Origin of the sequence: Actinacidiphila cocklensis (assembly GCF_907177275.1) — a bacterium.
Classification (GTDB): domain Bacteria; phylum Actinomycetota; class Actinomycetes; order Streptomycetales; family Streptomycetaceae; genus Actinacidiphila; species Actinacidiphila cocklensis.
The window spans coordinates 17640-39213 of the sequence record NZ_CAJSLV010000088.1 but is presented as its reverse complement, the minus strand read 5'-3'; the positions used below and the strand labels follow the sequence as shown (position 1 = coordinate 39213).

At 73.8% G+C, this 21574-nt stretch carries 18 protein-coding genes; 12 read left to right on the top strand and 6 right to left on the bottom strand.

What is annotated here, in order from left to right:
* Positions 1-2 precede the first annotated feature (2 nt).
* The gene (locus NFU81_RS31755; RefSeq protein WP_251497764.1) at positions 3-779 is read right to left on the bottom strand and encodes a VOC family protein; all 777 of its coding nucleotides are present in this window, start codon (positions 777-779) and stop codon (positions 3-5) included.
* A 135-nt stretch (positions 780-914) separates the two neighbouring features.
* Between NFU81_RS31755 and NFU81_RS31750 the strand changes: the two genes are divergently transcribed.
* Complete coding sequence (locus NFU81_RS31750; protein ID WP_251497761.1) at positions 915-1742, top strand: sulfurtransferase; 828 nt, start codon at positions 915-917, stop codon at positions 1740-1742.
* 570 nt (positions 1743-2312) lie between these two features.
* On the opposite strand, the gene sepH is transcribed toward NFU81_RS31750, so the two are convergent.
* The 3 genes from sepH to NFU81_RS31735 form a co-directional block, all read right to left on the bottom strand.
* Positions 2313-3392: a septation protein SepH gene (gene sepH, locus NFU81_RS31745; protein WP_251497758.1), complete on the bottom strand. Its 1080-nt coding sequence runs from the start codon at positions 3390-3392 to the stop codon at positions 2313-2315.
* Between the two features lie 384 nt (positions 3393-3776).
* On the bottom strand, positions 3777-5126 hold the full coding sequence (locus tag NFU81_RS31740; protein ID WP_422665339.1) for a D-arabinono-1,4-lactone oxidase: 1350 nt from the start codon (positions 5124-5126) through the stop codon (positions 3777-3779).
* Complete coding sequence (locus tag NFU81_RS31735) at positions 5056-6327, bottom strand: MFS transporter (protein WP_251497737.1); 1272 nt, start codon at positions 6325-6327, stop codon at positions 5056-5058. Before NFU81_RS31735 ends, NFU81_RS31740 begins: the two co-directional genes overlap by 71 nt.
* Positions 6328-6452: 125 nt before the next feature.
* Between NFU81_RS31735 and NFU81_RS31730 the strand changes: the two genes are divergently transcribed.
* Together NFU81_RS31730 and NFU81_RS31725 are read left to right on the top strand one after the other, a co-directional pair.
* On the top strand, positions 6453-7613 hold the full coding sequence (locus NFU81_RS31730) for a ferrochelatase (protein WP_251497734.1): 1161 nt from the start codon (positions 6453-6455) through the stop codon (positions 7611-7613).
* Positions 7614-7621: 8 nt separating this feature from the next.
* A complete protein-coding gene (locus NFU81_RS31725) occupies positions 7622-8446 on the top strand; it encodes an inositol monophosphatase family protein (protein ID WP_251497732.1) in 825 nt (274 codons plus the stop codon).
* A gap of 78 nt (positions 8447-8524) precedes the next feature.
* Here NFU81_RS31725 and NFU81_RS31720 read toward each other — a convergent pair whose 3' ends face one another.
* Positions 8525-8698 (bottom strand): hypothetical protein, encoded by a 174-nt coding sequence (locus tag NFU81_RS31720; RefSeq protein ID WP_198535727.1) that lies wholly within the window; start codon positions 8696-8698, stop codon positions 8525-8527.
* Between the two features lie 232 nt (positions 8699-8930).
* Here NFU81_RS31720 and NFU81_RS31715 point away from each other — a divergent pair, with 232 nt between their 5' ends.
* From NFU81_RS31715 to NFU81_RS31700, 4 genes are all read left to right on the top strand, one after another.
* Positions 8931-9584, top strand: coding sequence for a response regulator transcription factor (locus NFU81_RS31715; RefSeq protein WP_251497729.1), 654 nt, complete (start codon positions 8931-8933; stop codon positions 9582-9584).
* Between the two features lie 4 nt (positions 9585-9588).
* Positions 9589-10848, top strand: coding sequence for a sensor histidine kinase (locus NFU81_RS31710; protein WP_251497726.1), 1260 nt, complete (start codon positions 9589-9591; stop codon positions 10846-10848).
* A 451-nt stretch (positions 10849-11299) separates the two neighbouring features.
* Positions 11300-11599 carry a DUF4193 domain-containing protein gene (locus NFU81_RS31705; protein ID WP_033173914.1) on the top strand — a complete coding sequence of 100 codons (300 nt, stop codon included), beginning with the start codon at positions 11300-11302 and terminating at the stop codon, positions 11597-11599.
* 5 nt (positions 11600-11604) lie between these two features.
* The gene (locus tag NFU81_RS31700; RefSeq protein ID WP_308208340.1) at positions 11605-12438 is read left to right on the top strand and encodes a hypothetical protein; all 834 of its coding nucleotides are present in this window, start codon (positions 11605-11607) and stop codon (positions 12436-12438) included.
* Positions 12439-12442: 4 nt separating this feature from the next.
* Here NFU81_RS31700 and NFU81_RS31695 read toward each other — a convergent pair whose 3' ends face one another.
* The gene (locus NFU81_RS31695) at positions 12443-12898 is read right to left on the bottom strand and encodes a DUF3093 domain-containing protein (RefSeq protein ID WP_251497723.1); all 456 of its coding nucleotides are present in this window, start codon (positions 12896-12898) and stop codon (positions 12443-12445) included.
* A gap of 79 nt (positions 12899-12977) precedes the next feature.
* On the opposite strand from NFU81_RS31695, the gene NFU81_RS31690 reads away from it, so the two are divergent.
* From NFU81_RS31690 to NFU81_RS31670, 5 genes are all read left to right on the top strand, one after another.
* Positions 12978-13583 carry a PaaI family thioesterase gene (locus NFU81_RS31690; RefSeq protein ID WP_251497721.1) on the top strand — a complete coding sequence of 202 codons (606 nt, stop codon included), beginning with the start codon at positions 12978-12980 and terminating at the stop codon, positions 13581-13583.
* Positions 13580-14104, top strand: coding sequence for a dUTP diphosphatase (gene dut, locus NFU81_RS31685; RefSeq protein WP_251497718.1), 525 nt, complete (start codon positions 13580-13582; stop codon positions 14102-14104). Before NFU81_RS31690 ends, dut begins: the two co-directional genes overlap by 4 nt.
* 2 nt (positions 14105-14106) lie before the next feature.
* Positions 14107-14877, top strand: a complete 771-nt coding sequence (locus NFU81_RS31680; RefSeq protein ID WP_251497716.1) for a DUF3710 domain-containing protein — start codon at positions 14107-14109, stop codon at positions 14875-14877.
* Positions 14878-15146: 269 nt separating this feature from the next.
* Entirely contained in the window at positions 15147-18494 is a 3348-nt protein-coding gene (locus NFU81_RS31675) for an ABC transporter permease (protein ID WP_251497713.1), read from the top strand.
* A 196-nt stretch (positions 18495-18690) separates the two neighbouring features.
* Entirely contained in the window at positions 18691-21525 is a 2835-nt protein-coding gene (locus NFU81_RS31670; protein WP_251497711.1) for an FtsX-like permease family protein, read from the top strand.
* The last annotated feature ends 49 nt before the right edge of the window (positions 21526-21574 follow it).

Below are 21574 nucleotides of genomic sequence, written 5' to 3'. Positions count from 1 at the left end.
GGTCAGGTCCGGGCGAGCAGGGTGAAGGCGGCGCCCTCGGGGTCGGCCACCGTCGCGGCGGTGCCGTACGGCGTCGGGTGCGGCGGGGACAGGACGCGGCCGCCGAGCCGGGCGGCCAGTGCCGCGGAGTCCGCGACGTCCTCGACGGCGAACGAGGTCGTCCAGTGGGCGCCGCGGTCCCGCGGAAGGTCCCGGCCCACCCCGTGGATGCCGGCCACCGCGCGGCCGTCCAGCGTGAGCACGGCGCGGTCCTCCGCGTCGTCCCCCGCCGCCCGCTCCAGGCCGTAGCCGAAGACGGCCTCGTAGAACTTGCCGACCAAGGTCGCGTCGTTCGTGACGAGTTCGCTCAGCGCCACGCTCCCCGGCACGCCGGTGACGTCGGCGCCGCTGAGCAACCCGCCCTGCCAGATGCCGAAGACGGCGCCCGACGGGTCCACCGCGACCGCCAGCCGGCCGTCCTCGCCGATGTTGAGCGGCCCGATGCCGACCGTGCCGCCGCACTCCCGTACCGACTCCGCGGCATGGTCGGCGTCGTCGGCGGCGAGCATCGTGGTCCAGGACACCGGCCGGTGCGGCTCCGGTGCGCCCTCGCCGATGCCGGCGACCCGCAGGCCGCCGATCCCGGCGAGCGAGTAGTTGCCGAGCTGCTGCGGGCCGGGGGTGAACTCCCAGCCGAACAGCGTCCCGTAGAAGTCCCGGGCCAGGTCGGCCCGGTGCGCCATCAGGCTGGCCCAGCAGGGTGTGCCGGGGGGACGCCGGGACGGTACCTCGGTGGTCATGCGAACGCTCTCCTCATCGGCAGCCCGCTGCCTGCCCGGCTTCCGCGGGGTTGGCAGGTCCGATCGTCGCACCGACGGGAGCCGGAGCGCTGTCGGCCGCGCCGGGTACAACTGCCCTGCCTCCACAATAGGTACATGGAATTTCTCATCAGCGCGGCCGAACTGGCCGCCGCCCCCGTACCGCCGGTCCTGCTGGACGTGCGCTACCGGATGGGCGGCCCGCCCGGACACGGCGAATACGCCAAGGGCCACATCCCCGGGGCGCGTTACGTCGACCTGGACGCGGAACTGGCCGCGCCGCCGGGAGCGGCCGGGCGGCACCCGCTGCCCGACGCGGCCGGGTTCGGCGCGGCAATGCGCCGCGCGGGGGTCGGCGCGGACACCGACGTCGTCGTGTACGACGACTGGAACGGCTGGGGTCCCGCCCGTGCCTGGTGGCTGCTGCGCTGGGCGGGTCACCGGCGGGTCCGGGTCCTGGACGGCGGCCTGGCCGCCTGGCGGGCCGCAGGGCAGCCGCTGAGCGCCGAGGAACCGGTGCCGGGGGAGGGCGACTTCGTACCGGAGCCGGGCGCCATGCCCATGGTGGACGCGGAGGGCGCCGCCGCGCTGGCCCGGCGGGGGACACTGCTCGACGCCCGCGCGGCGGAGCGCTACCGCGGCGAGGTCGAGCCCATCGACCCGGTCGCCGGCCACATCCCCGGCGCCGTCAACGCCCCCACCACGGCCAACGCGGCACCCGACGGCACCTTCCTGCCCGCCGCGGACCTCGCCGCCCGCTTTGCCGCGCTGGGCGTGGCACCCGGCACGGAAGTCGGCGTCTACTGCGGCTCCGGCGTCTCCGCCGCCCACCAGATCCTCGCCCTCGCGGAGGCGGGCATCCCCGCGACCCTCTACCCGGGCTCCTGGAGCGAATGGGTCGCCGACCCCACCCGTCCCATCGCCACGGGCCCGAGCCCGGACTGAGAGCCCGGGCCGGGTGCCCCCGCGCCAGGACGGCGCCCCCAGGGGCGCGAGGCCGCGCCTGATGTGCGGCCGGCGCCGCGCGGGCGCGCCCAGCCTGCAAACGACCGCGGTGCGGCGACGGACCGCCACCACGTCCGGGCGGCTCCGGGGGCGGAACTGCGGGCTCAGGCCCCGCTTACCGTCCCGCGCGGACGGACCGCCGCCACCTCAGGGGCGCGGGGAACCGCGCGACCGGCCCACCACCGGGGCGCGGGTCGTCACCGACCCGCAGGGGCTGTCCCTGTCGGAGACGGACCACCGGCCGCTGGCGAGCTGAGCGCGCAGTTCCCCGCGCCCCTGGTAAGGAACCCACCGACGCGGTGGCACCCGGAAAAGTCCACCGGGCAGGGAAGAGGCACCCACCGACGCGGTGGCGCCCCCGGCAGGCAGGTGCAGGCACACTCCGGCGAAACCGGGCGCGGCAGGGCACCCCGAAGGAGCTCTGCACCGCAGGGGCACCCTGGGGGACGCTCGCCCGGCAGGGCAGGGAACCCCCACCCGGGGGACCCGGGGGTGGCTCACGGCAGGAAGTTATTCCTGCTTCTTGCGGCGGCTGCCGAAGACGATCTCGTCCCAGCTGGGGACGGTCGCCCTGCGGCCCGGCCGGACGCCGTCCGCCTCGGCCTGGCGGTCGGTGGTGCCGACCAGCCGGTCGCGGTGGCCCGCGACGGCCCGCGGCATCAGGACGTCCGCGTAGGCCGACCCCGCGCTTGCCGCGGGTGCCGCCGTCTCCTGCTCGGCCTCGGCCGCCGGCTCGGCCGGCACCGGGTCCGGCGGAGCCGTGGGCGGCGCGGGTACGACCATGTCGCCGCGGAAGCTCGGCACCGCCTCCAGCAGGCTGGTCAGCGAGTCGCGCTCCTCCGGCTCCACGGCCGCCGCGGCCCGTTCCTCGGCCCGTGCCTCCCGGGCGTCGCGGGCGGATTCGCGGTCCTGGCGGTCCAACTGCCGGTCGAGTGCCCGGTCCAGCGGGCGGTCCCGCGGCAGCCGGGCGATCCTGGGCACGAAGGGAAAGCTCGGCTCCTGCGCCTGCGACTGCGCCTGGGTGGTCTCGCCGATCAGCGACCTGGCCTCGTCGTCGACGGCCTGTACCAGCCGGCGCGGCGGGTCGTACGTCCAGCTCGCCGAGTGCGGTTCACCGGCCACCCGGTAGACCAGCAGCACCTCCCAGGTGCCGTCGTCGCGCCGCCAGGAGTCCCAGAGCACGGTCTCCTTCTCGGCGCCGCGCAGCAGCAGCCGCTCGGCCACCGCCTCGCCGAGCTGCGGGCCTGTGCTCTCGCCCTGCCGCCTGACCGGGGTCTTCCTGGCCCGCTCGGCCATGAATGCGCGCTCGGCCAGCACGGGACCCTCGAAGCGGCGCACGCGCTCGACCGGGATGCCGGCCATCTGCGCGACCTCTTCCGCGGAGGCACCCGAGCGTATCCGCGCCTGGATGTCGCGGGGCCGCAGGTGGCTCTCGACCTCGATCTCGATCTGGCCCAGCCTGGCGCGGTCGTTGCGGACCGCGGCGCGCAGCCGCTCGTCGATCGGGAGCGTGTATTCCGTGCTGTCTGCAGCCTTGAGCACCAGTCGTGTGCCGTCGTTGCTGACGGCCACGACGCGCAGTTCGGGCACGGTTACCTCCCGGGTGGTGCCTGCCGACGTCGGTTGCGTCGCTGCTCCCGTTGGACGAGTGTGGCCTGCCCGGGTGCAGCGTGCCACAACCTTGCAGAGTTACCCGGCGTGTCGGCACTGCCTGGTGACACGCCGTTATGGGACGGTGGTCGATTGGCCACTCAGTGTGACCGATCGCCGCACACCGGGACGAGTGCCGTCGAGGCTTCCTCCCGTTCGTCCGGGCGACCGGACGGGCAACCGGGAGCACGGATTCGTCACGGTACTCCATTTGGGCCAGCGGGGGGCGGCTGCCGCGCCGCCGAATGTGGTGCGCGGAGCGGTAGTTGAGTGACCCGGCTCACTCGTTCGTGACGCGCACCGGGGGCAAAAAGGGGCGAAGGGTTACGAACCAAGCACCCGCCGGAGGTAGTCGTTGGCGAACAGCCGTCCAGGGTCCAATTGATCACGGAGCTGTGTGAACTCCGCGAAGCGCGGATAGACCGTCCGAAAATAGTCCGCGTCCCGGGTGTGCATCTTGCCCCAGTGCGGCCGGCCGCCCCGCTCTGTCATGATCTTCTCGACCGCGGTGAAATACTCCTGGTATCGGCTGCCGCGGTACATGTGCACCGCGATGTACGCACTGTCCCGGCCGGAAGCCGTCGACAGCGCGATGTCGTCGGCCGGCGCGACCCGCACCTCCACCGGGAAGCTGATCCGCAGCGAGGACCGCTCCACCATCGCCTTGAGCTGCCGGATCGCGTCCACCGCGGCCTCCCGCGGCACCGCGTACTCCATCTCCACGAAGCGCACCCGGCGCGGGCTGGTGAAGACCTTGTAGGGGATGTCGGTGTACGTGCGGGCCGACAGCGCCCTGCTGGAGATCCTGGCGATGCCCGGGATGGCGGCGGGAGCGGCCCTGCCCACCGCGCAGGCGGCCTGGAAGACCCCGTTGGACAGCAGTTCGTCGTCGATCCAGCCGCGGACCGCGGGAAGCGGCGCCGCAGGACCCTGACTGCGGTTGTTCCGCTTGGTGTTGCAGCTGTCGGTGTGCGGGAACCAGTAGAACTCGAAGTGCTCGTTCTCCGCGGCCATCGCGTCGAACTCGGACATCACCCGGTCGAAGGGCATCGGCTCCTCGCGGGCGGTCAGCAGGAAGACCGGCTCCACCGCGAAGGTGACCGCGCTGATCACGCCGAGCGCGCCGAGGCCGACCCGGGCCGCGGCGAAGACCTCGGGCCGCTCGTCGGCCGAGCAGGTGAGCACCGAGCCGTCCGCCGTGACGATCTCCAGCGCGGTGATCTGCGCGGCGATCGACCCGGAGTCGCGCCCGGTGCCGTGGGTGCCGGTGCTGGTGGCGCCGGCGACCGTCTGCTCCATGATGTCGCCCATGTTGGTCGGCGACAGGCCCTCGGCGGCCAGCGCCGCGTTGAGGTGTTTGAGCTGCACGCCGGCCTCGGCGGTCACGGTGCCCGCGGCCTTGTCGATGGAGCGGATCGCGGTCAGCCGCTCGGGGCGGATCAGCACCCCGCCGGTGGCGGCGGCCGAGGTGAAGGAGTGGCCCGAGCCGACCGCCTTGGCCGTCAGGCCGTCGGCGGCCGCCGCCCGCAGCACCTCGGCCAGTTCACCGGCCGAGGCCGGCGCCACGGTGCGCACCGGGCGCGCGGCGACGTTGCCCGCCCAGTTACGCCACACCCTCGTGTCCGTCGACCGCGTCGTGCGCGTCGATCGTGCCGTGCCTGTCGTCGTGCCCACCGCGCGGCTCCTCCCGCTCCGCCGCCGGACGCAGCCGGCGATACCCGAGTCCTGCCACCGTCGCGGCGAACAGCGCCGCGCAGGCGGGCACCGCGAACGCCGTCGAGGCGCCGTGCGCGTCGGTCACCCGCCCGGCGAGCGCGGCCCCCAGGGCGACGCCGATCGCGAGCCCCGTGGAGGTCCACGTGATGCCCTCGGTCAGCCGTGCCCGCGGTACCAGCCGTTCGACCAGGTTCATCGTCGTCACCATGGTCGGTGCGATCGTCAGACCGGAGAAGAACAGCGCCATGGCCAGGAACGCGAGATTTCCGACCAGTAGTGGCGGGATCATACTCACCGCCATCAGGCACACGCCCAGCAGGAACCGCCCTTGTGCGCTCCCACGCGGTCTGATCAGGCCGAAGGCGAGTCCGGCCAGGCACGAGCCGAGGGCATATGTCGCCAGCACCAGGCTCGCGGCCGGCTTGTGGCCGCGCTCGTCCGCGAAGGCCAGGGTGATCACGTCCACCGCGCCGAAGACCATCCCGGTGCCCACGAACACCCCGAAGAGCACCGGCATGCCGGGAGCCCGCAGCGCCGAGCCACCCGCGTGGTCGGCGCGCGGATGCGGCTGCGGCTCGGTGCGGCGCTGCGCGGTCAGCAGCAGCACGCCGATGCCCAGGAAGACGGCGGCCAGCAGCGGCCCCGCCTCGGCGAACCAGACCGTGCACAGTCCGATGGACAGAATCGGGCCGAGAATGAAGACGATCTCGTCCACCACTGACTCGAACGAATACGCCGTGTGCAGAAGTTCCGGCGCCCCCCGGTGGATGGCCGACCAGCGCGCCCGCACCATCGCGCCCAGGCTCGGCGTGGTGCCGACGCCCACCGCGCACACGAAGAGCAGCCAGCGCGGCGCCCCGCCCTTCACCGCGGCCAGCAGCGTCAGCACCGAGAGCACGGTGACCGCCGCGGTCGGCCGCAGCACCCGCGCCTGCCCGTACCTGTCCACCAGCCTCGACACCTGCGGCCCCATGGCGGCGCCGGAAAGCGCCACGGTCGCCGACAGCGCGCCGGCGAGCCCGTACTGCCCGGTGGTCTGCGAGATCATCGTCACGATGCCGATCCCCAGCATCGACAGCGGCATCCGCCCGACCAGGCCGGCGGCGGAGAAGGCCCTGGTGCCGGGCGCCGCGAAGATCGCGCGGTAAGGGCTGGTCACGAAGGCGCTCCCGGTAAGGACTCTGGTGGGTCCTTACAGCTTACGAACCCTGGCAACCGGTTAAACGCCTCGCGCGCGGCGGGGCCGGTCGGGGGCGCTCGCCGGCTGGTGGCAGGATCGGAGCCATGCCAGAGCAGTCACCCAAGACCGACGCCCGCGTGCCGGGGACCGCAGCGCCGGGCACCGATCCGGCCCCCTACGACGCGCTGTTGCTGCTGTCCTTCGGCGGCCCCGAGGGACCCGACGACGTGGTGCCGTTCCTGGAGAACGTGACCCGCGGCCGCGGCATCCCGCGCGAGCGCCTCAAGGAGGTCGGCAGGCACTACTTCCTCTTCGGCGGCGTCAGCCCGATCAACGCGCAGAACCGCGACCTGCTGGACGCGCTGCGCAAGGACTTCGCCGAGCACGGCCTCGACCTGCCGGTCCACTGGGGCAACCGCAACTGGGCGCCCTACCTGACCGACACCCTGCGGGAGATGTCGGACGCCGGCCACCGCCGGATCGCCGTGCTGGCCACCAGCGCCTACGCCTCCTACTCCGGCTGCCGGCAGTACCGCGAGAACCTGGCCGCCGCCCTTGCCGCGCTCGCCGCCGAGGGGCGTGCGGTGCCGCAGGTCGACAAGCTGCGGCACTACTTCAACCACCCCGGCTTCGTCGAGCCCATGGCCGAGGCGACGCTGGCCGCGCTCGCCGCCCTGCCGCCCGCGGTACGGGCCGGCGCGCGGCTCGCCTTCACCACCCACTCGATCCCGACCGCCTCGGCCGACACCTCGGGTCCCGTGGAGGGCCACGGCGACGGCGGCGCCTACGTCGCCCAGCACCTGGACACCGCCCGGCTGGTCGCCGACGCGGTGCGGGCCGCGGACGGCGTCGAGCGCCCCTGGGAGCTGGTCTACCAGTCCCGCAGCGGCTCTCCGCAGATCCCGTGGCTCGAACCCGACATCTGCGACCACCTGGAAGAGGCGCAGGCCGACGGAGCGCCCGCCGTCGTCATGGTGCCGATCGGCTTCGTCTCCGACCACATGGAGGTGAAGTACGACCTGGACACCGAGGCGGCCGCCAAGGCCGCGGAGCTGGACCTGCCGGTGAGCAGGGCCGCCACCGTCGGGGCCGACCCGCGCTTCGCCGCGGCCGTGCGCGAGCTGGTGCTGGAGCGGGCCGCCACCGAGCGCGGCGCGGCCCCGGTACGGTGCGCGCTCGGCGCGCTCGGCCCGAGCCACGACATCTGCCCCGCGGGCTGCTGCCCCGCAAGGAACCCGCTGCCCGCCGCCGCAGGAATGGAGTGAGGAGTCACGTGAGCACCCATGCGTCACCGTCCGACCGCACCGCGCAGTACGCCGAGCTGCTCGGGGTCGCCCTCGACGCGGCCCGCAGGGCCGGCGCCCTGCTGCGGGACGGCCGCCCGGCCGACCTCGGTGTCGCCGCCACCAAGAGCAGCCAGGTCGACGTCGTCACCGAGATGGACATCGCGGCCGAGAAGCTGATCACCGACCACATCGGCCGGCTCCGCCCGGACGACGGCCTCCTCGGCGAGGAGGGCGCGAGCCGCGCGGGCACCAGCGGGGTGCGCTGGGTCATCGACCCCCTGGACGGCACCGTGAACTACCTCTACGGCCTGCCGTCCTGGGCGGTCAGCATCGCCGCCGAGTGGGACGGCGAGGTGGTCGTGGGCGTCGTGGAGGCCCCGATGCGCGGCGAGACCTACCAGGCGGTGCTGGGCGGCGGCGCCCTGGTCAACGGCGCCCCCGCGCGCCGCAGGCCGGCGCCGGAGCTGTCCCACGCGCTGGTGGGCACCGGTTTCGGCTACGTCGCCCAGCGGCGTGCCGCGCAGGCCGAGGTGGTGCGCACGCTGCTGCCGCAGGTCCGCGACATCCGGCGCGGCGGGTCGGCCGCGATCGACCTTGTCGACGTGGGCTGCGGTCGGCTCGACGCGTACTACGAGCGCGGGCTCAACCCCTGGGATCTCGCCGCGGGCGACCTCTTCGCCCGCGAGGCCGGTGCGCTCACCGGCGGGCGGCCGGGGGAGCGTGCGTCGGGCGACCTCACGGTCGCCGCCCCCACGGGGCTCTTCGAGCCGCTCCAGCAGCACCTGGAGGCGCTGGGCGCCTGGCACGACTGACCCGACCCCGGTCCGTACAGGCGGCGGGCATGCGAACGCCCCGGCTCCCTCCTGGGGCCGGGGCGTGCGGCTTGGGGGTCAGGCGACCTTGGGCCGTACGTCCACGCCGTGCTCCGCTGCGAGCCTGCGCAGGTCGTCCAGCTCGCCCTGCTCGACCTCGGCGAGGAATTCGTCGCCCGTCTCCCGCGCCTTCCGCAGGTCGGACTCCGTCGTGTGTATGCGCTGCAGGATTCCGGTGGTGAACGCGTCCATTGCGCCCCCTCGTCGTCTCCGTTGACACGGGGAATGTGTCAAGCCAGATGCCACGCGCGGCAACGCGCGACAGGCGTGGTGGGTGGGTGTGCAGTCGTCCTCCCCGCCATGCCCGGAGCGGAAACCTCATCGGTACGAAGGAAATTCCGCGGGCGGCGCACTTACCGCCGATTTACCGGTGCCCGGTGCAGGATGGAGGAGCATTCCCACAGCTCACGGAAGGAACAGCGCCTTGCGCGTACTGGTCGTCGAGGACGAGCAACTGCTCGCAGATGCGGTTGCCACCGGCCTTCGCCGCGAGGCCATGGCCGTCGACGTGGTCTACGACGGCGGCGCCGCCCTGGAGCGGATCGGTGTCAACGACTACGACGTGGTCGTACTGGACCGTGACCTCCCGGTCGTGCACGGCGACGACGTGTGCCGGCAGATCGTCGAGCTGGGGCTGCCCACCCGGGTGCTGATGCTCACCGCCGCGGGCGACGTCAGCGACCGGGTCGAGGGCCTGGAGCTGGGCGCCGACGACTACCTGCCCAAGCCCTTCGCCTTCACCGAGCTCACCGCCAGGGTCCGCGCGCTCGGCCGCCGTACGACCGCGGCCCTGCCGCCGGTGCTGGAGCGCTCCGGCATCCGGCTCGACCCGAACCGCCGCGAGGTGACCAGGGACGGCGCAGAGGTGCACCTGGCGCCCAAGGAGTTCGCCGTGCTCGAGGTGCTGATGCGCAGCGAGGGCTCGGTGGTCTCGGCCGAGCAGCTGCTGGAGAAGGCCTGGGACGAGAACACCGACCCGTTCACCAACGTGGTGCGCGTCACGGTGATGACGCTGCGACGCAAGCTCGGCGAGCCCCCGGTGATCGTCACCGTGCCCGGCTCCGGCTACCGGATCTGATCACGTGGCCACCGCATCCCCCTCCTCCCCGCCGCCCCCCGCCCCGAACGCCCCGCCGCGCCCGCCGTGGGACCCGCAGTCCGCCGAGGGCCAGCCGCCGTGGCTGCGGCCGACCATCCGGATACGGCTGACCGTGCTCTACGGCGGCATGTTCCTGATCGCCGGCGTCCTGCTGCTGTGGATCATCTACCTGCTGGCCGCACAGGCCATCCGGCAGGGCAGCGAGCTGCCCTTCAAGATCATCAACGGCAGCATCCAGCCGATCGACTGCGCCGCGCTGCCCTCCAGCGGGCAGAGCACCCAGCAGGAGTTCACCGCCGCGATCAACAGCTGCATGCAGCACCAGCGCGACCTGGCGCTCAACACCATGCTCAAGCGTTCGCTGCTGGCCCTGATCGGCCTCGCGGTGGTGGCCTTCGCCTTCGGCTACGTGATGGCCGGCCGGGTGCTGGCCCCGCTGGGCCGGATCACCAGGACCGCCCGCAGCGTGGTCGGCTCCGACCTCAAGCGCAGGATCGAGCTGGACGGCCCGGACGACGAGCTCAAGGAGCTGGCCGACACCTTCGACGAGATGCTGGACCGGCTGGAGCGCTCCTTCGACGCCCAGCGCCGCTTCGTGGCCAACGCCTCGCACGAGCTGCGCACCCCGCTGGCGATCAACCGCACGCTGCTGGAGGTCCAGCTCTCCGATCCGGAGGCCTCCGCCGACCTCCAGCAGCTCGGCAAGACCCTGCTGGCCACAAACGAGCGCAGCGAGCAGCTGGTGGAGGGCCTGCTGCTGCTGGCCCGCAGCGACAACGAGATCATCGACCGCAAGCCGGTGGATCTGGCCGAGGCGGCCTCCCAGGCGCTGGAGCAGACCCGTGGCGAGGCCCAGGCAAAGGGCGTGGAGCTGCGCGCCGCCCTGGAGCCCGCGGTCGTCCAGGGCAACGGCGTGCTGCTGGAGCGCATCGCGCTGAATCTGGTGCAGAACGCGGTCCGGTACAACGTCCCCGAGGGCGGCTGGGTCGAGGTCGGCACCGAGGTGCGCAACGGCCACGCGCTGATCGTGGTGGCGAATACCGGACCTGTCGTCCCGGCATATGAGATCGACAATCTTTTCGAGCCCTTCCGGCGGCTGCGCACCGAGCGCACCCGAAGCGACAAGGGCGTCGGACTCGGCCTCTCCATCGCCCGCTCGGTGGCCAGGGCACACGGCGGGGTGATCACCGCGGAGCCGCGCGACGGCGGTGGCCTGGTCATGAGGGTCGCCATCCCGGTCTGACCGGCGGCGCGAAGATGCCCAAGTGCGGTGTGAACCGCGTCACGCCGATGATCACCGGCCGTGGCGGCCCGCCCGAGCCCTGTTCGCTTTGGGAGTAATTTTGCGGTCTGTGCCGCGTCCGAGCGAGTTGTGATCGATCGCACACACGATTTCCCCATCGCCTACACTCAGTGATCAAGACATTGGGGAAAAGACCGGAAAATCCATGTTTCCGCAGGTCATGATCACGGGAAGTACACAGACTGGTGGCCGCGGCGGAACCGATCCCGGCCAACGGAGACCATGATCGGCCACCCGTGCGATCACCCCTTCGGGGGCGTAGCTGGGTGTCGATTGAGTAACAGGCCTTGATGTGAGGCAAAATCTCCGCCTCAGGTCGGGCACAAGTCCGGCCTCCCGCGCGTTACGTGCGCTGGAGACACCGCAGACACCCACAGGGGGAGAGCGAAAAATGGCTACGGATTACGACACCCCACGCAAGACCGACGATGACGTCAACGAGGACAGCATCGAGGAACTGAAGGCACGCAGGAACGAGAAGTCGACCTCCGCGGTCGACGTCGACGAGTTCGACCAGGCCGAGTCACTGGAACTGCCTGGCGCCGACCTCTCCAACGAGGAGCTGTCGGTCCGCGTGCTGCCGAGGCAGGCGGACGAGTTCACCTGCATGAGCTGCTTCCTGGTCCACCACAGGAGCCAGCTCGCCTCCGAGAAGAACGGCAACCCGATCTGCCGCGACTGCGCGGCCTGATAGGTGTGACCGGTACGCCGGAGGGCCGTGAGGGCGCCGAGCGAGGCCGTGCGGCCTCGCTCGCGGCCACGACCGCCCGCGGCCTCGGCCGGGGCGTCAGGTACGGCGTGAGCGGTGTGAGCGGCGGGGCCCGCAAAGGCGGCACCGTCGCGCGGGCCGGGATCGGTTCGGTCGCCGAGCGGCTCATCGACGTGGCACCCCGCATTCCGGTGCGGGACCTGGCCACCTTGCGCCGGCAGTTTCCCGGGTTCGGCCCGGAAGCGATCGCGGACCGGCTGATCGCCACCGCGGTCAAGGGCACGATGACGGTCGGCGCCGGGGTCGGCGCCGCCGCGATGCTGCCCACCCCGCCGGCCATGCCGGCCGAACTGGTGACCGAGACGCTGGGCGTCGCGGCCATCGAGTACAAGCTCATCGCCGAGCTGCACGAGGTCTACGGACTGCGCGTCCCCGGCGGCGCCCGCGAGCGGGCGACCGCCTATCTGTGGTCCTGGACCGAGCAGCGCGGTATCGATGTGCTGAAGCTGTCCACCGTCAATGTCGCGCTGGGCAGCAGCATGAAACGCGAGATGCGGCAGCGGCTGCTGCGCAGGACACTGCGCAACGCACCCGTCCTGACCCCGTTCATGATCGGCGCGGCCGTCGGGGCGGTGATGAACCGCCGGGACACCCGCAAACTCGCCGAGCGGGTCCGCCGCGACCTGCGCGCGACGCAGTTCCCCTGGCCGGACCTGCCGGTGGCCGAGGCCGGCCCCGGACCGTATCCCGCGCCCGGCGCGGCCGCGGGCGACCGGGGCGAGGACCCGGGAGCCCCCGGCGACGGCGAAGCCGGACCGTAAGGCTCTAGCCGGCGTCCACGGTCCTGACCGCGTCGAGAGCCGCCGCGAGCCGCTGCGGAGAACGCGTCGACAGATAGACGTACGGCGTCGGGTCCGCCGGATCGGTCACCTCGACCTTGAGCGCCGTCGGCACGTACGAGCGCATCAGCATGAAGGCCCGCGGGTCCGCCTTGTGCGACCGCCAGGCCACCGTCTCCTGCGGATCCAGCACGGTCGCCGCACCCAGTGCCTCCACCGGGATCCTCGCCTTGCCCGCGACCAGCGAGCCGGCCACCACCCTGATCCGGGCCGACCCGTAGGAGCTGACCGCCATCATGGACAGGGCCGCCCCGCCGACCAGGCCGGCCAGCAGCGGCAGCGGGCCGAAGGGAAGCAGGATCAGCGCCACCGCCACGCCCGCGGCGATGGCCAGGAACCACCAGGAACGCGGGACGGTGAGGCGTTCGTCGTAAGGCTGCATGGCACCAGACTGCCATGTGCCGCCGGGACGGCCGCGGGCACGGCGGGAAGGCACAGCGCAGGAGGGTAGGGTCTCGGGCGTGAGTGCAGCCACGACACCCTCCGGCGCGGGACGGCCCAGCCTGACGCCGCCGTCCGACGCCACCGAGCCGGTACGGCACCCCGACGCGCCCGCGCCGGGCGAACTGCTGGGCGCGCACTACGACCAGTGCTTCGGCTGCGGCGATGCGCAGCCGCACGGACTGCACCTGGCGGCCAGGGCGGGCGAAGGCGTCAGCGTGACCGCGGAGTTCACCGTGCAGCCCGCCCACCAGGGGGCTCCCGGGCTCGCGCACGGCGGAGTGCTCGTCTCCGCCCTCGACGAGACGCTGGGCTCGCTTGGCTGGCTGCTGCGGGTCATCGCGGTCACCGGCCGGCTGGAGTCGGACTTCGTCCGCCCGGTGCCGGTCGGCGCCACCCTGCATCTGACGGCCCGCTGCACCGCGGTCGCCGGCCGGAAGATCTACAGCAGCGCCGTGGGCCGGATCGGCGGCCCCGAAGGACCGGTGGCGGTCCGCGCCGACGCGCTCTTCGTCGAGGTCAAGCTCGACCACTTCACGGCCAACGGCAGGCCCGAGGAGATCAAGGCCGCGATGGACGACCCCGACCAGGTCAAGGTCGCCCGCGCCTTCGAGGTGAACCCGTGACCCGGCCCCCGGTGGACGTGCTGCTGCGCCGGCTCGACGAGTCGGTTCCGGTGCCCTCCTACGGGCATCCCGGGGACGCCGGTGTCGACCTGACCACCACCGAGGCCGCCGAGCTGGCGCCCGGCGAGCGGGCGGTGCTGCCCACCGGGATCTCCATCGCGCTGCCCGACGGCTACGCGGCCTTCGTGCACCCGCGCTCCGGCCTTGCCGCGCGCTGCGGAGTAGCACTGGTGAATGCCCCGGGAACGGTGGATGCCGGGTACCGTGGAGAGATCAAGGTGATCGTGGTCAATCTGGACCCACGCGAGCCCGTGCGGTTCGACAGGGGCGATCGGATCGCCCAACTGGTCGTCCAGCAGGTCGAGCGGGTCCGGTTCCACGAAGTGGCGGAGCTGCCCGGCTCCGCCAGGGCCGCGGGGGGCTTCGGCTCCACGGGGGGTCATGCCGCGGTGGAGACGCCGCAGGCTGACACGTCCAGATACGGATACGCATCGGTCGTAGCAGACCGGGAAGGACAGTGACCGTGTTCCGTCGTCGCAAGGAGCGCGAAGACGCCCTCGACGAGCTCGATGAGGCCGTCGAGGCCGAAGACGAGCTGGCCGAAGACGTCGAGGAGTCGGACGACTCCGGTGACTCCAACCGGTACAACCTTCCGCCCGCGCCGCGGCCCGACGGCCCGTGGGATGTGAGCGAGGTCAGGGAGCCCGGCGAAGGACGGGTCGACCTCGGCGGACTGTTCGTGCCCGGGGTCGAGGGCATGGAGCTGCGGGTGGAGGTGGCGGGCGAGTCGATCGTCGCTGCCACCGTGGTGCTGCGGGACAGCGCCGTCCAGCTGCAGGCGTTCGCCGCACCCAAGTCCGAGGGGATCTGGGGCGAGGTGCGCGAGGAGATCGCGTCCGGCATCACCCAGCAGGGCGGTGTCGTCGACGAGGTCGAGGGTCCGCTGGGCTGGGAGCTGCGGGCGCAGGTGCCCGTGCAGCTGCCGGACGGCACCAACGGGGTACAGCTGGTGCGCTTCGTCGGCTGCGACGGGCCGCGCTGGTTCCTGCGCGGGGTGATCTCCGGGCAGGGCGCTGTGCAGCCCGCCGCCGCGGGAGTGCTGGAGTCGGTCTTCCGCGACACCGTGGTGCTGCGCGGCGACTCCCCGATGGCGCCGCGCGACCCGATCGTGCTCAAGCTGCCCAACGACGCCCAGATGGTGCCGGACGGCACCGCGCCCGAGCAGGAGCCGTCGAAGTTCGGTGACGGCATCGACCCGATGCGCCGCGGCCCGGAGATCACCGAGCTGCACTGATGCCCGGGGCGCTGCGCGCCGTACGAGCGGTGCCCGCGGGTCCGGAACCGGCAACTGCCGTATCCGGACCCGCACCCGCGACGCGCCGAGGAGCGGGACCGGTATACGTGCCTGGCGCACCACGGCATTTCCGCAAAGATTGCGCAAAAATATTGCATCAACCGGAAAAATCCCCTCCGGTTATCTGAAAAGTCTTGCGCAGTGCCATCTACGGGACTAGCGTCACCGCCGGGCACGCTCGGTCGCCCGCAGCGCGGGGGGATCGGCATATGGCAACGGACTTACGGCCCGGGCGTGTGCGCCGCAGAGCCGGCGGCCCCACCGCGCCCGCCGCCGTCCGCGGCGGCACCCACCACCTCGCCGTACTACTCGCCGCGGCCCTCGCGATCCTGCTGTCCGCCACTGTGCTGTCGGCCCTCGCCGCGCTCGCGGACCGCTCCGTGCAGAGCGCTGTCCAGCAGCGGCTGTCCGACGACACCGACACCGGCGTCGACATCTTCGGCCAGTACCGGCCGCAGGACCTGGCCGACGGAGACAAGGCAGCCCGCGCCGCGCTCGACCGGGTCTTCGGCGAGGTGCCGTACCGCACGTACACCGCGCTGCGCTCCCCCGCCTCGACGAGCTCCGAATACTCCCTGATCCGCGCCGACGGCAATCTCAGCGGCGCATCGTCCGTGGTCGTCGCCCTGCCCGACCCCGCCGCGCATGCCCGGCTCACCGCCGGAGGCTGGCCGCAAGCCGCCGCGGGCAGGCCCGGAGCCCGCCTTCAGATGGCCCTCAGCCAGCCCGCCGCCGCCCGTGTCGGCCTGCGAGTCGGCGACAGCTTCCAGCTCCAGGTAGGCCCGCATCGCCTCGCTGTGCGACTCACCGGCACCTACCGTCCCGCGCCCGGCGACCCCGGTGTCCTGGCCGGACTCAGTAGCTCCTCCGGCACCACCGACAGCCTCGCGGTCGTCGCCCCCAGCGCCTTCACGGCGCAGCCGGCGCTCGCAGCCGATGCGCTCGCCGCCTGGATCGGTGCCCCCGACAGCTCCCGGCTGAGCCTCGGCGCGATCGGCCCGCTCCACGACCGCGCCGCTCGCTTCGCCGGCAGCGACACCGCCGTCTCCGTCTTCCAGGGCAAGCCGCCCGCCATGGGGGGCGTCTACACCTTCTCGCGCCTGCCCGACACGCTCGCGGCCCTGTCCGCGCCGATGGCCGTCGCACGCGCCGGGATCGACATCCCCGCCGCGCTGCTCGCCGCGCTCGCCGCCGCGGCCCTGGTGCTGACCGCCCGTCAGCTCGCCCAGGCGCGGGCTGCGGAGATCGCCCTCAAGGGTGCACGGGGCGCCGGAACGGGCCGGCTGGTCGGCGCGGCCGCCGGGCAGTGGGCAGTCGTCGCGTTACCCGCCGCGGTGGCCGCGCCCTTCCTGGCCGGCCCGCTGCTCGCCGGCCTGCACCGCGCCGGTCTGCTGCACGGCGCCCTGCCCGCGTCCGGCGCGACCGCCGTCGGCTGGACCGCGGCCCTGCTGGCCCTCGCGGTGCACGGCGCCGCGGTACTGCTCCCGACCGCCCGCACGGCCGCCGACCGCCGGGCGGGGACGCGGCTGCGGCTGCGCGGCGCCCGCGCCGCCGCCTTCCAGCGGGCCGGCACCGACGTGGCACTCACCGCGATCGCCGTCTCCGGCTGGCTCGAACTGCGCCGCTACCGCAGCCCGGTGGTCGGCGGCGGTGTCAGCGGCACCTCCGTCGACCCGGTGCTGATCCTCACCCCTGTGCTGATGACCGCGGCCGCCACGCTGCTGAGCCTGCGGCTGCTGCCGCTCGCCGCGCCGCTCATCGACCGGGCCGCGCGCCGCGCCGCCGGCTTCGTCCTGCCGCTCGGCGGCTGGCAGATCGGCCGCCGAGCCGCTCGGCACACCGGGCCCGCGCTTCTCATGACGCTCGCTCTCGCCGTCGGCTCGCTCGGCGTGACCTCGCTCGCGATCCTCGATCGCGGGGCGACCGACCAGGCCGCCTTCGGCGTCGGCGGCGACCTGCGGGTCGCCCCGCCGCTGCAGACCCTCGGGCGCGTGCCGCCCACCGCCCAGCGGCACGACGTCTATGCGGCCCTGCCCGGCGCCACCGCCGTCACCCCGGTCACCGACCTGGGGGTCAGCCGCGGCGAGCAGATCCTGACCGTGGAAGGCGTGAACACCGCGGCGATCCTCGCGACCCAGACGTCCGCCGACACCGGGCCTGTGCCCGCGTTGCGCTCCGACCTCACCGACCGGCCCGCCGCCGACCTGCTCGCCGGCCTCGGCGCCGCGGTCCCCGACCACGGCTTCACCCTCCCCGGCCGCCCGAACGAACTGACGGTCACCGTACGGCTGTCGGCGGACGGCGAGGGGCCGTACGCGCCGGTGGAGCTGACCCTCACGACCGAGGACGCCGACGGGCTTCCCGACCACCTCGCCACCTCGCTGCCGGTCACCGACGGCACGCCGTACACCGTGCGGCTGCCGCTCGGCTTCACCGGGCGAGCCCCGGCCGCCCGCCGCTACCCGCTGCGCGTCATCGGGCTCGGCGTGAGTATCCGCTTCCCCTACGAGCGCCGCACGTACCACCTGCGGATCGACTCCGCAGCGGCGCCGCGCGGCGCCCTGTGGCGGGACCTGACCGACCCGGTCTACGACCCCGCCGGGTGTGACCTCGAGACCGTCGACTCCGAGACGACGGCGAATCCGCACCTGTGCGCCAACGCGCGGACGCCCGGCGCGCTCTTCTCCGGCACCTTCCGCGGCCCCGCGCCCGGATCCGTCCCGCCGCAGTGGGACATGGCCCTCGGCCCCGTCGCGGCGCCCCACCAGCCACCCGTGCCCGCACTCGCTGACGCCGCGCTCCAGGCCACGGGGGAGTTCGACACCGGGGCGGTGGTCGCCCTGGACGCCGGGGACGGCGACTCCGTCAAGGTGAAGATCATCGGCCGGATCACCGCAGTGCCCGGCGTCGACCGCTCGCAGGGCCGGCTGCTCGTCGACTCGCGTGCACTCGCCGCCGCCGTGGTCGCGTCGGGCAACGAACCGCCGCTCGACGACTTCTGGCTGCTGTCCGCCCGGCATGGCGACGCCACCGCCGCCGCGGCCGCCCTGCGCGCCGATCCGGCGGCAGGCACCGGTACCACCGTGCGGCAGGCCGCCCGGCAGATCCGCGACGACCCCCTGCAGAGGGGCACCCGCGCCGCCCTGGTGCTGGCCCTGGTGCTCGCCCCGGCCTTCGCGGTCATCGGCTTCACCTTGCACACCGCGATGTCGGCCCGTTCGCGGCGCGGCGAGTTCGCTCTGCTGCGCGCCATCGGCGTCCGCAGACGCCAACTGGCCGCGCTGCTGTGGACGGAGCAACTCGGCCTCGCCCTGCTCGCCGTCGTGGTGGGCAGCGCGCTGGGCGCCCTCCTCGCGGCCGCGATCACCCCGCTGGTCAGCGTGGACGCCACCGGCGCCCCGATCGTTCCGAGCCTCGCCGTGAGCGTCCCCTGGCTGAAGGTCACCGCGGTCGCTCTCGGTACCGCCCTGCTGATCGTCGCCGTGGTCACCGCCCTGGCCCGGGTCTTCGCCCGCGTCGACCTGGTCCGCGTCCTGCGCGCGGGTGACGAGGGATGAGGCCGGTGCGCCGCGCGCCGCGCGGCAACAGGGACTGGATACGCCGTGCGTATGCCCGGGGGCCGGCAGTGGCGTGCGGCCTCCCGGCCGAGGGCCTGAGGGCAGGGCGGACGCTCTTTCACGGCGGGTCGGGGGGACGGGTGTGAGCAGGCTCGGAGTGTTGCGGGGGTTGCGGGGGTTGCGGCCGGGGAGCGGGGTGCGGGATCCGGGGGTGCGGCGGGAGGCGTGGGCGGAGGCGCCGCTGCTGGCGTGCCTGGCCCTGGTCGTCGCGATGCTCGCGCTGGTCACAGCCGCCGGGCCGCCGCTGCTCGACCGGTGGGCGGCAGACGCGCTGCGCAGCCGCTTTGCCGTCGCCCAGCAGAACGACGGTGAGATCCGGCACAGCCTCAGCTTGAAGGGGAACGACGCCGTACCCGCCGACGATCCCTCCGGCTCCACCCTCGCGCATGACCTCCGCCAGACCGGGGACGAGTTGCTCACCGCGGCCAAGCCGCCGCTGGACGCGGTGCTCGTGCACGCCTCCACCCGCATCGAGGTGCCCCAGCTCGCCGCTGTCACCGCCGCGGGCCCCCTCCAGGTCGGGCTGCTGTACGCGGACGACGCACCGCCGAGGTCCGCCTACACCCAGGGCGCCATGCCCGGCCCGGCGACTGCGACCTCTCCGATCCCGGTCGCCTTCTCCACCGCCGCCCGCGACGTCCTGCACCTCAGCGTGGGCCAGCGCTTCCACCTCTGGCCGGACGTGGGCGGCAACGACACCGACGCCGTCGTCAGCGGTTTCTTCGCGCCGCCGACCGGCGCCGCCCCGCGGCTCTGGCACGAGGAGGCGCTGCTTGCCCGGCCGATCCGCACCGAGGGCCGGTGGCGCGCCCAGGCCGTGGTCGACGCGGCCTCGATCGACGCGCTGCTGCAAGGCAGCCGGGGGCACGACCCCCGCGTCACCGTGCAGTGGCGCGACTCGATCCGGATGACGCCCGGGCAGGCGACCCGGATGGCGACCCCTGGGGGGCTGCGCACGCTGCGGGACGCGGCCGACAGCTTCGCGGCTGCCGTCGGCGACGTCTACTGCCCCGCCGCAGAGGACTACATGGCCAACTCCTGCACTTTGGGGTTCTACCCGACGTCCCCGCTCACCACCGACGACGGCGTGCCCGACGTGCTGGTGCCCTTCGCACGGGCCCGCGACCAGGCTCGCACCCTGGAGTCCTTCGCCCTGGCCGGTCTGATCGCGGTCGGCCTCGCCACCGTCGTCGTCACCGCACGCCTGGCGGTCCACCGCAGGGCCGCAGCCCAGGCCCTGCAACGCGCCCGCGGCGCCTCCGCGACCGACCTGGCACTCGTGCGGCTGGTGCAGACCGCGCCCGCCGCGCTGCTGGGGACGGTGCTCGGCATCGGCGCCGCCATCCTGTCCACGCCCGCGGGGGGCACAGGGCACGGCAGCCTGCTGCCGGCGCTCGTGGTCGCCGCTGCCGCCTGGCTGACGCTGCCGCTGCTCACACTGGCCGCGGCCCGCGACCGGAGCGGACGGGAGAGCCGTCCTGCGGCGGTACGGCGGCTCGCCGTCGAGGGAACGGTGCTGCTGCTCGCCGTCGCGGGGGTGCTGATGGTGCGCGCCCACGGCGCCGGGGCGGGCGGGCTGGACGTGCAGCTCGCGGTGGTGCCCGCGCTGCTGGGGGCCGCCGCCGTGGTGCTGCTGGTGCGGCTCTACCCGCTGCCGCTGCGGCTGGTGTCCCGTGCCGCGCGCGGCCGCCGCGGGACCGTGCCGCTGATCGCGTTCTCGCGTGCGGCCCGGGAGGCGCCCGGGCATGCGCTGGCTCTGCTGGTGCTGGTCATGACGCTGTCCACGGCGGTCTTCGGCGGCCTGGTGTCCCGTACGGTCGCCGATGGCAGTGCGACCGCGGCGGTGTGGAGTTCGGGCGCCGACGCGGTCGTGATCGGCGCGGGCCGGGACGGCACCGTGGACAAGGCCCTGACGACGGTCCAGGGCGTCCGCCGGGCCACAGTCGTCCGCAGCCTGGTCGACCAGCTCACCAGCGCGACGGACGGCGCCCGTTACACCACGGCCCGCCTCGCGGGCCTCGACGCCGGGGTGGTCGCCGCCCAGGCCCCGGACTCCGCCGCGGCCCGCGCGCTCACCGCCGCCGGCCTCGCGGGCAGGCCCGAGCCCGCACCGGTCAACGGCCACTACGTCCTGCCCGCCCTGGCCAGCGCCGACTTCGCGGGCGGCACGATCGGCGACACATACACCACCGTCCTGCGGCACCGCACGGTCTCCGTCCGCGTCGTGGGCCGGCTGCCGGACGCCGCTCGGCGCGACCCGGCACTCGGACCGCTGTTGAGCGTCGACCAGCGGGACGCCGGGCGCGGTGAGGGAGGCGACAGCCGTACGGCGGTGGCCGCCGGCGGCCCGCTGCTGCTGGTGGACGCCGCCGAACTGGGCATGCTAGGCCCGGACGAGTACGACAACGCAGCCGTGCTGCTCTACGGTCCGCATCTGGACGGCGACGTGCTGCGCACCGAGGGCGGGCGGATCGCCGGTCCCTCCGGCCAGGTCCGGATCAAGGCCGACGAGCTGTCGCTCGCCGCGCACGACGGGCTGCTGCGCGGAGTACGGCGCACGTACGCGGCGGCCACTGCGCTCGCCGTGCTGTTCGCGCTGGTGGCACTGCTGCTGGAGATGCTGCTCTCGGCCCGCGACCGCGGCCGTACCGCCTCCCGTCTGCGCACTCTGGGCCTGCCGACTCGCGGTATCGCGGCTCTCGACCTGCTGGAGCTGCTGCCCATGACGCTCGCCGCGGCCGCCGGGGGTGTGGCGCTCGGTCTGCTGCTGCCCGGCTTCCTGGGGCCCGCGCTGACCTTGCGCGAGTTCACCGGCGGGCCCGCCGCGCCCGCGGTGCACACCGACTACGCCCTGACGGCCGGCCTCGGCGTCGGCCTCGTCGCCCTGGTGGCCGCAGCCGTCGCCGCCGAGACCTGGGCGGGGCGCCGCCGCGGCTTGGGCACGGTCCTGCGGCTGGGGGACTCCGTATGAACAGCCCGCCGCACGAGGACCGGACCACCGGCACACCACGGGGAGACCG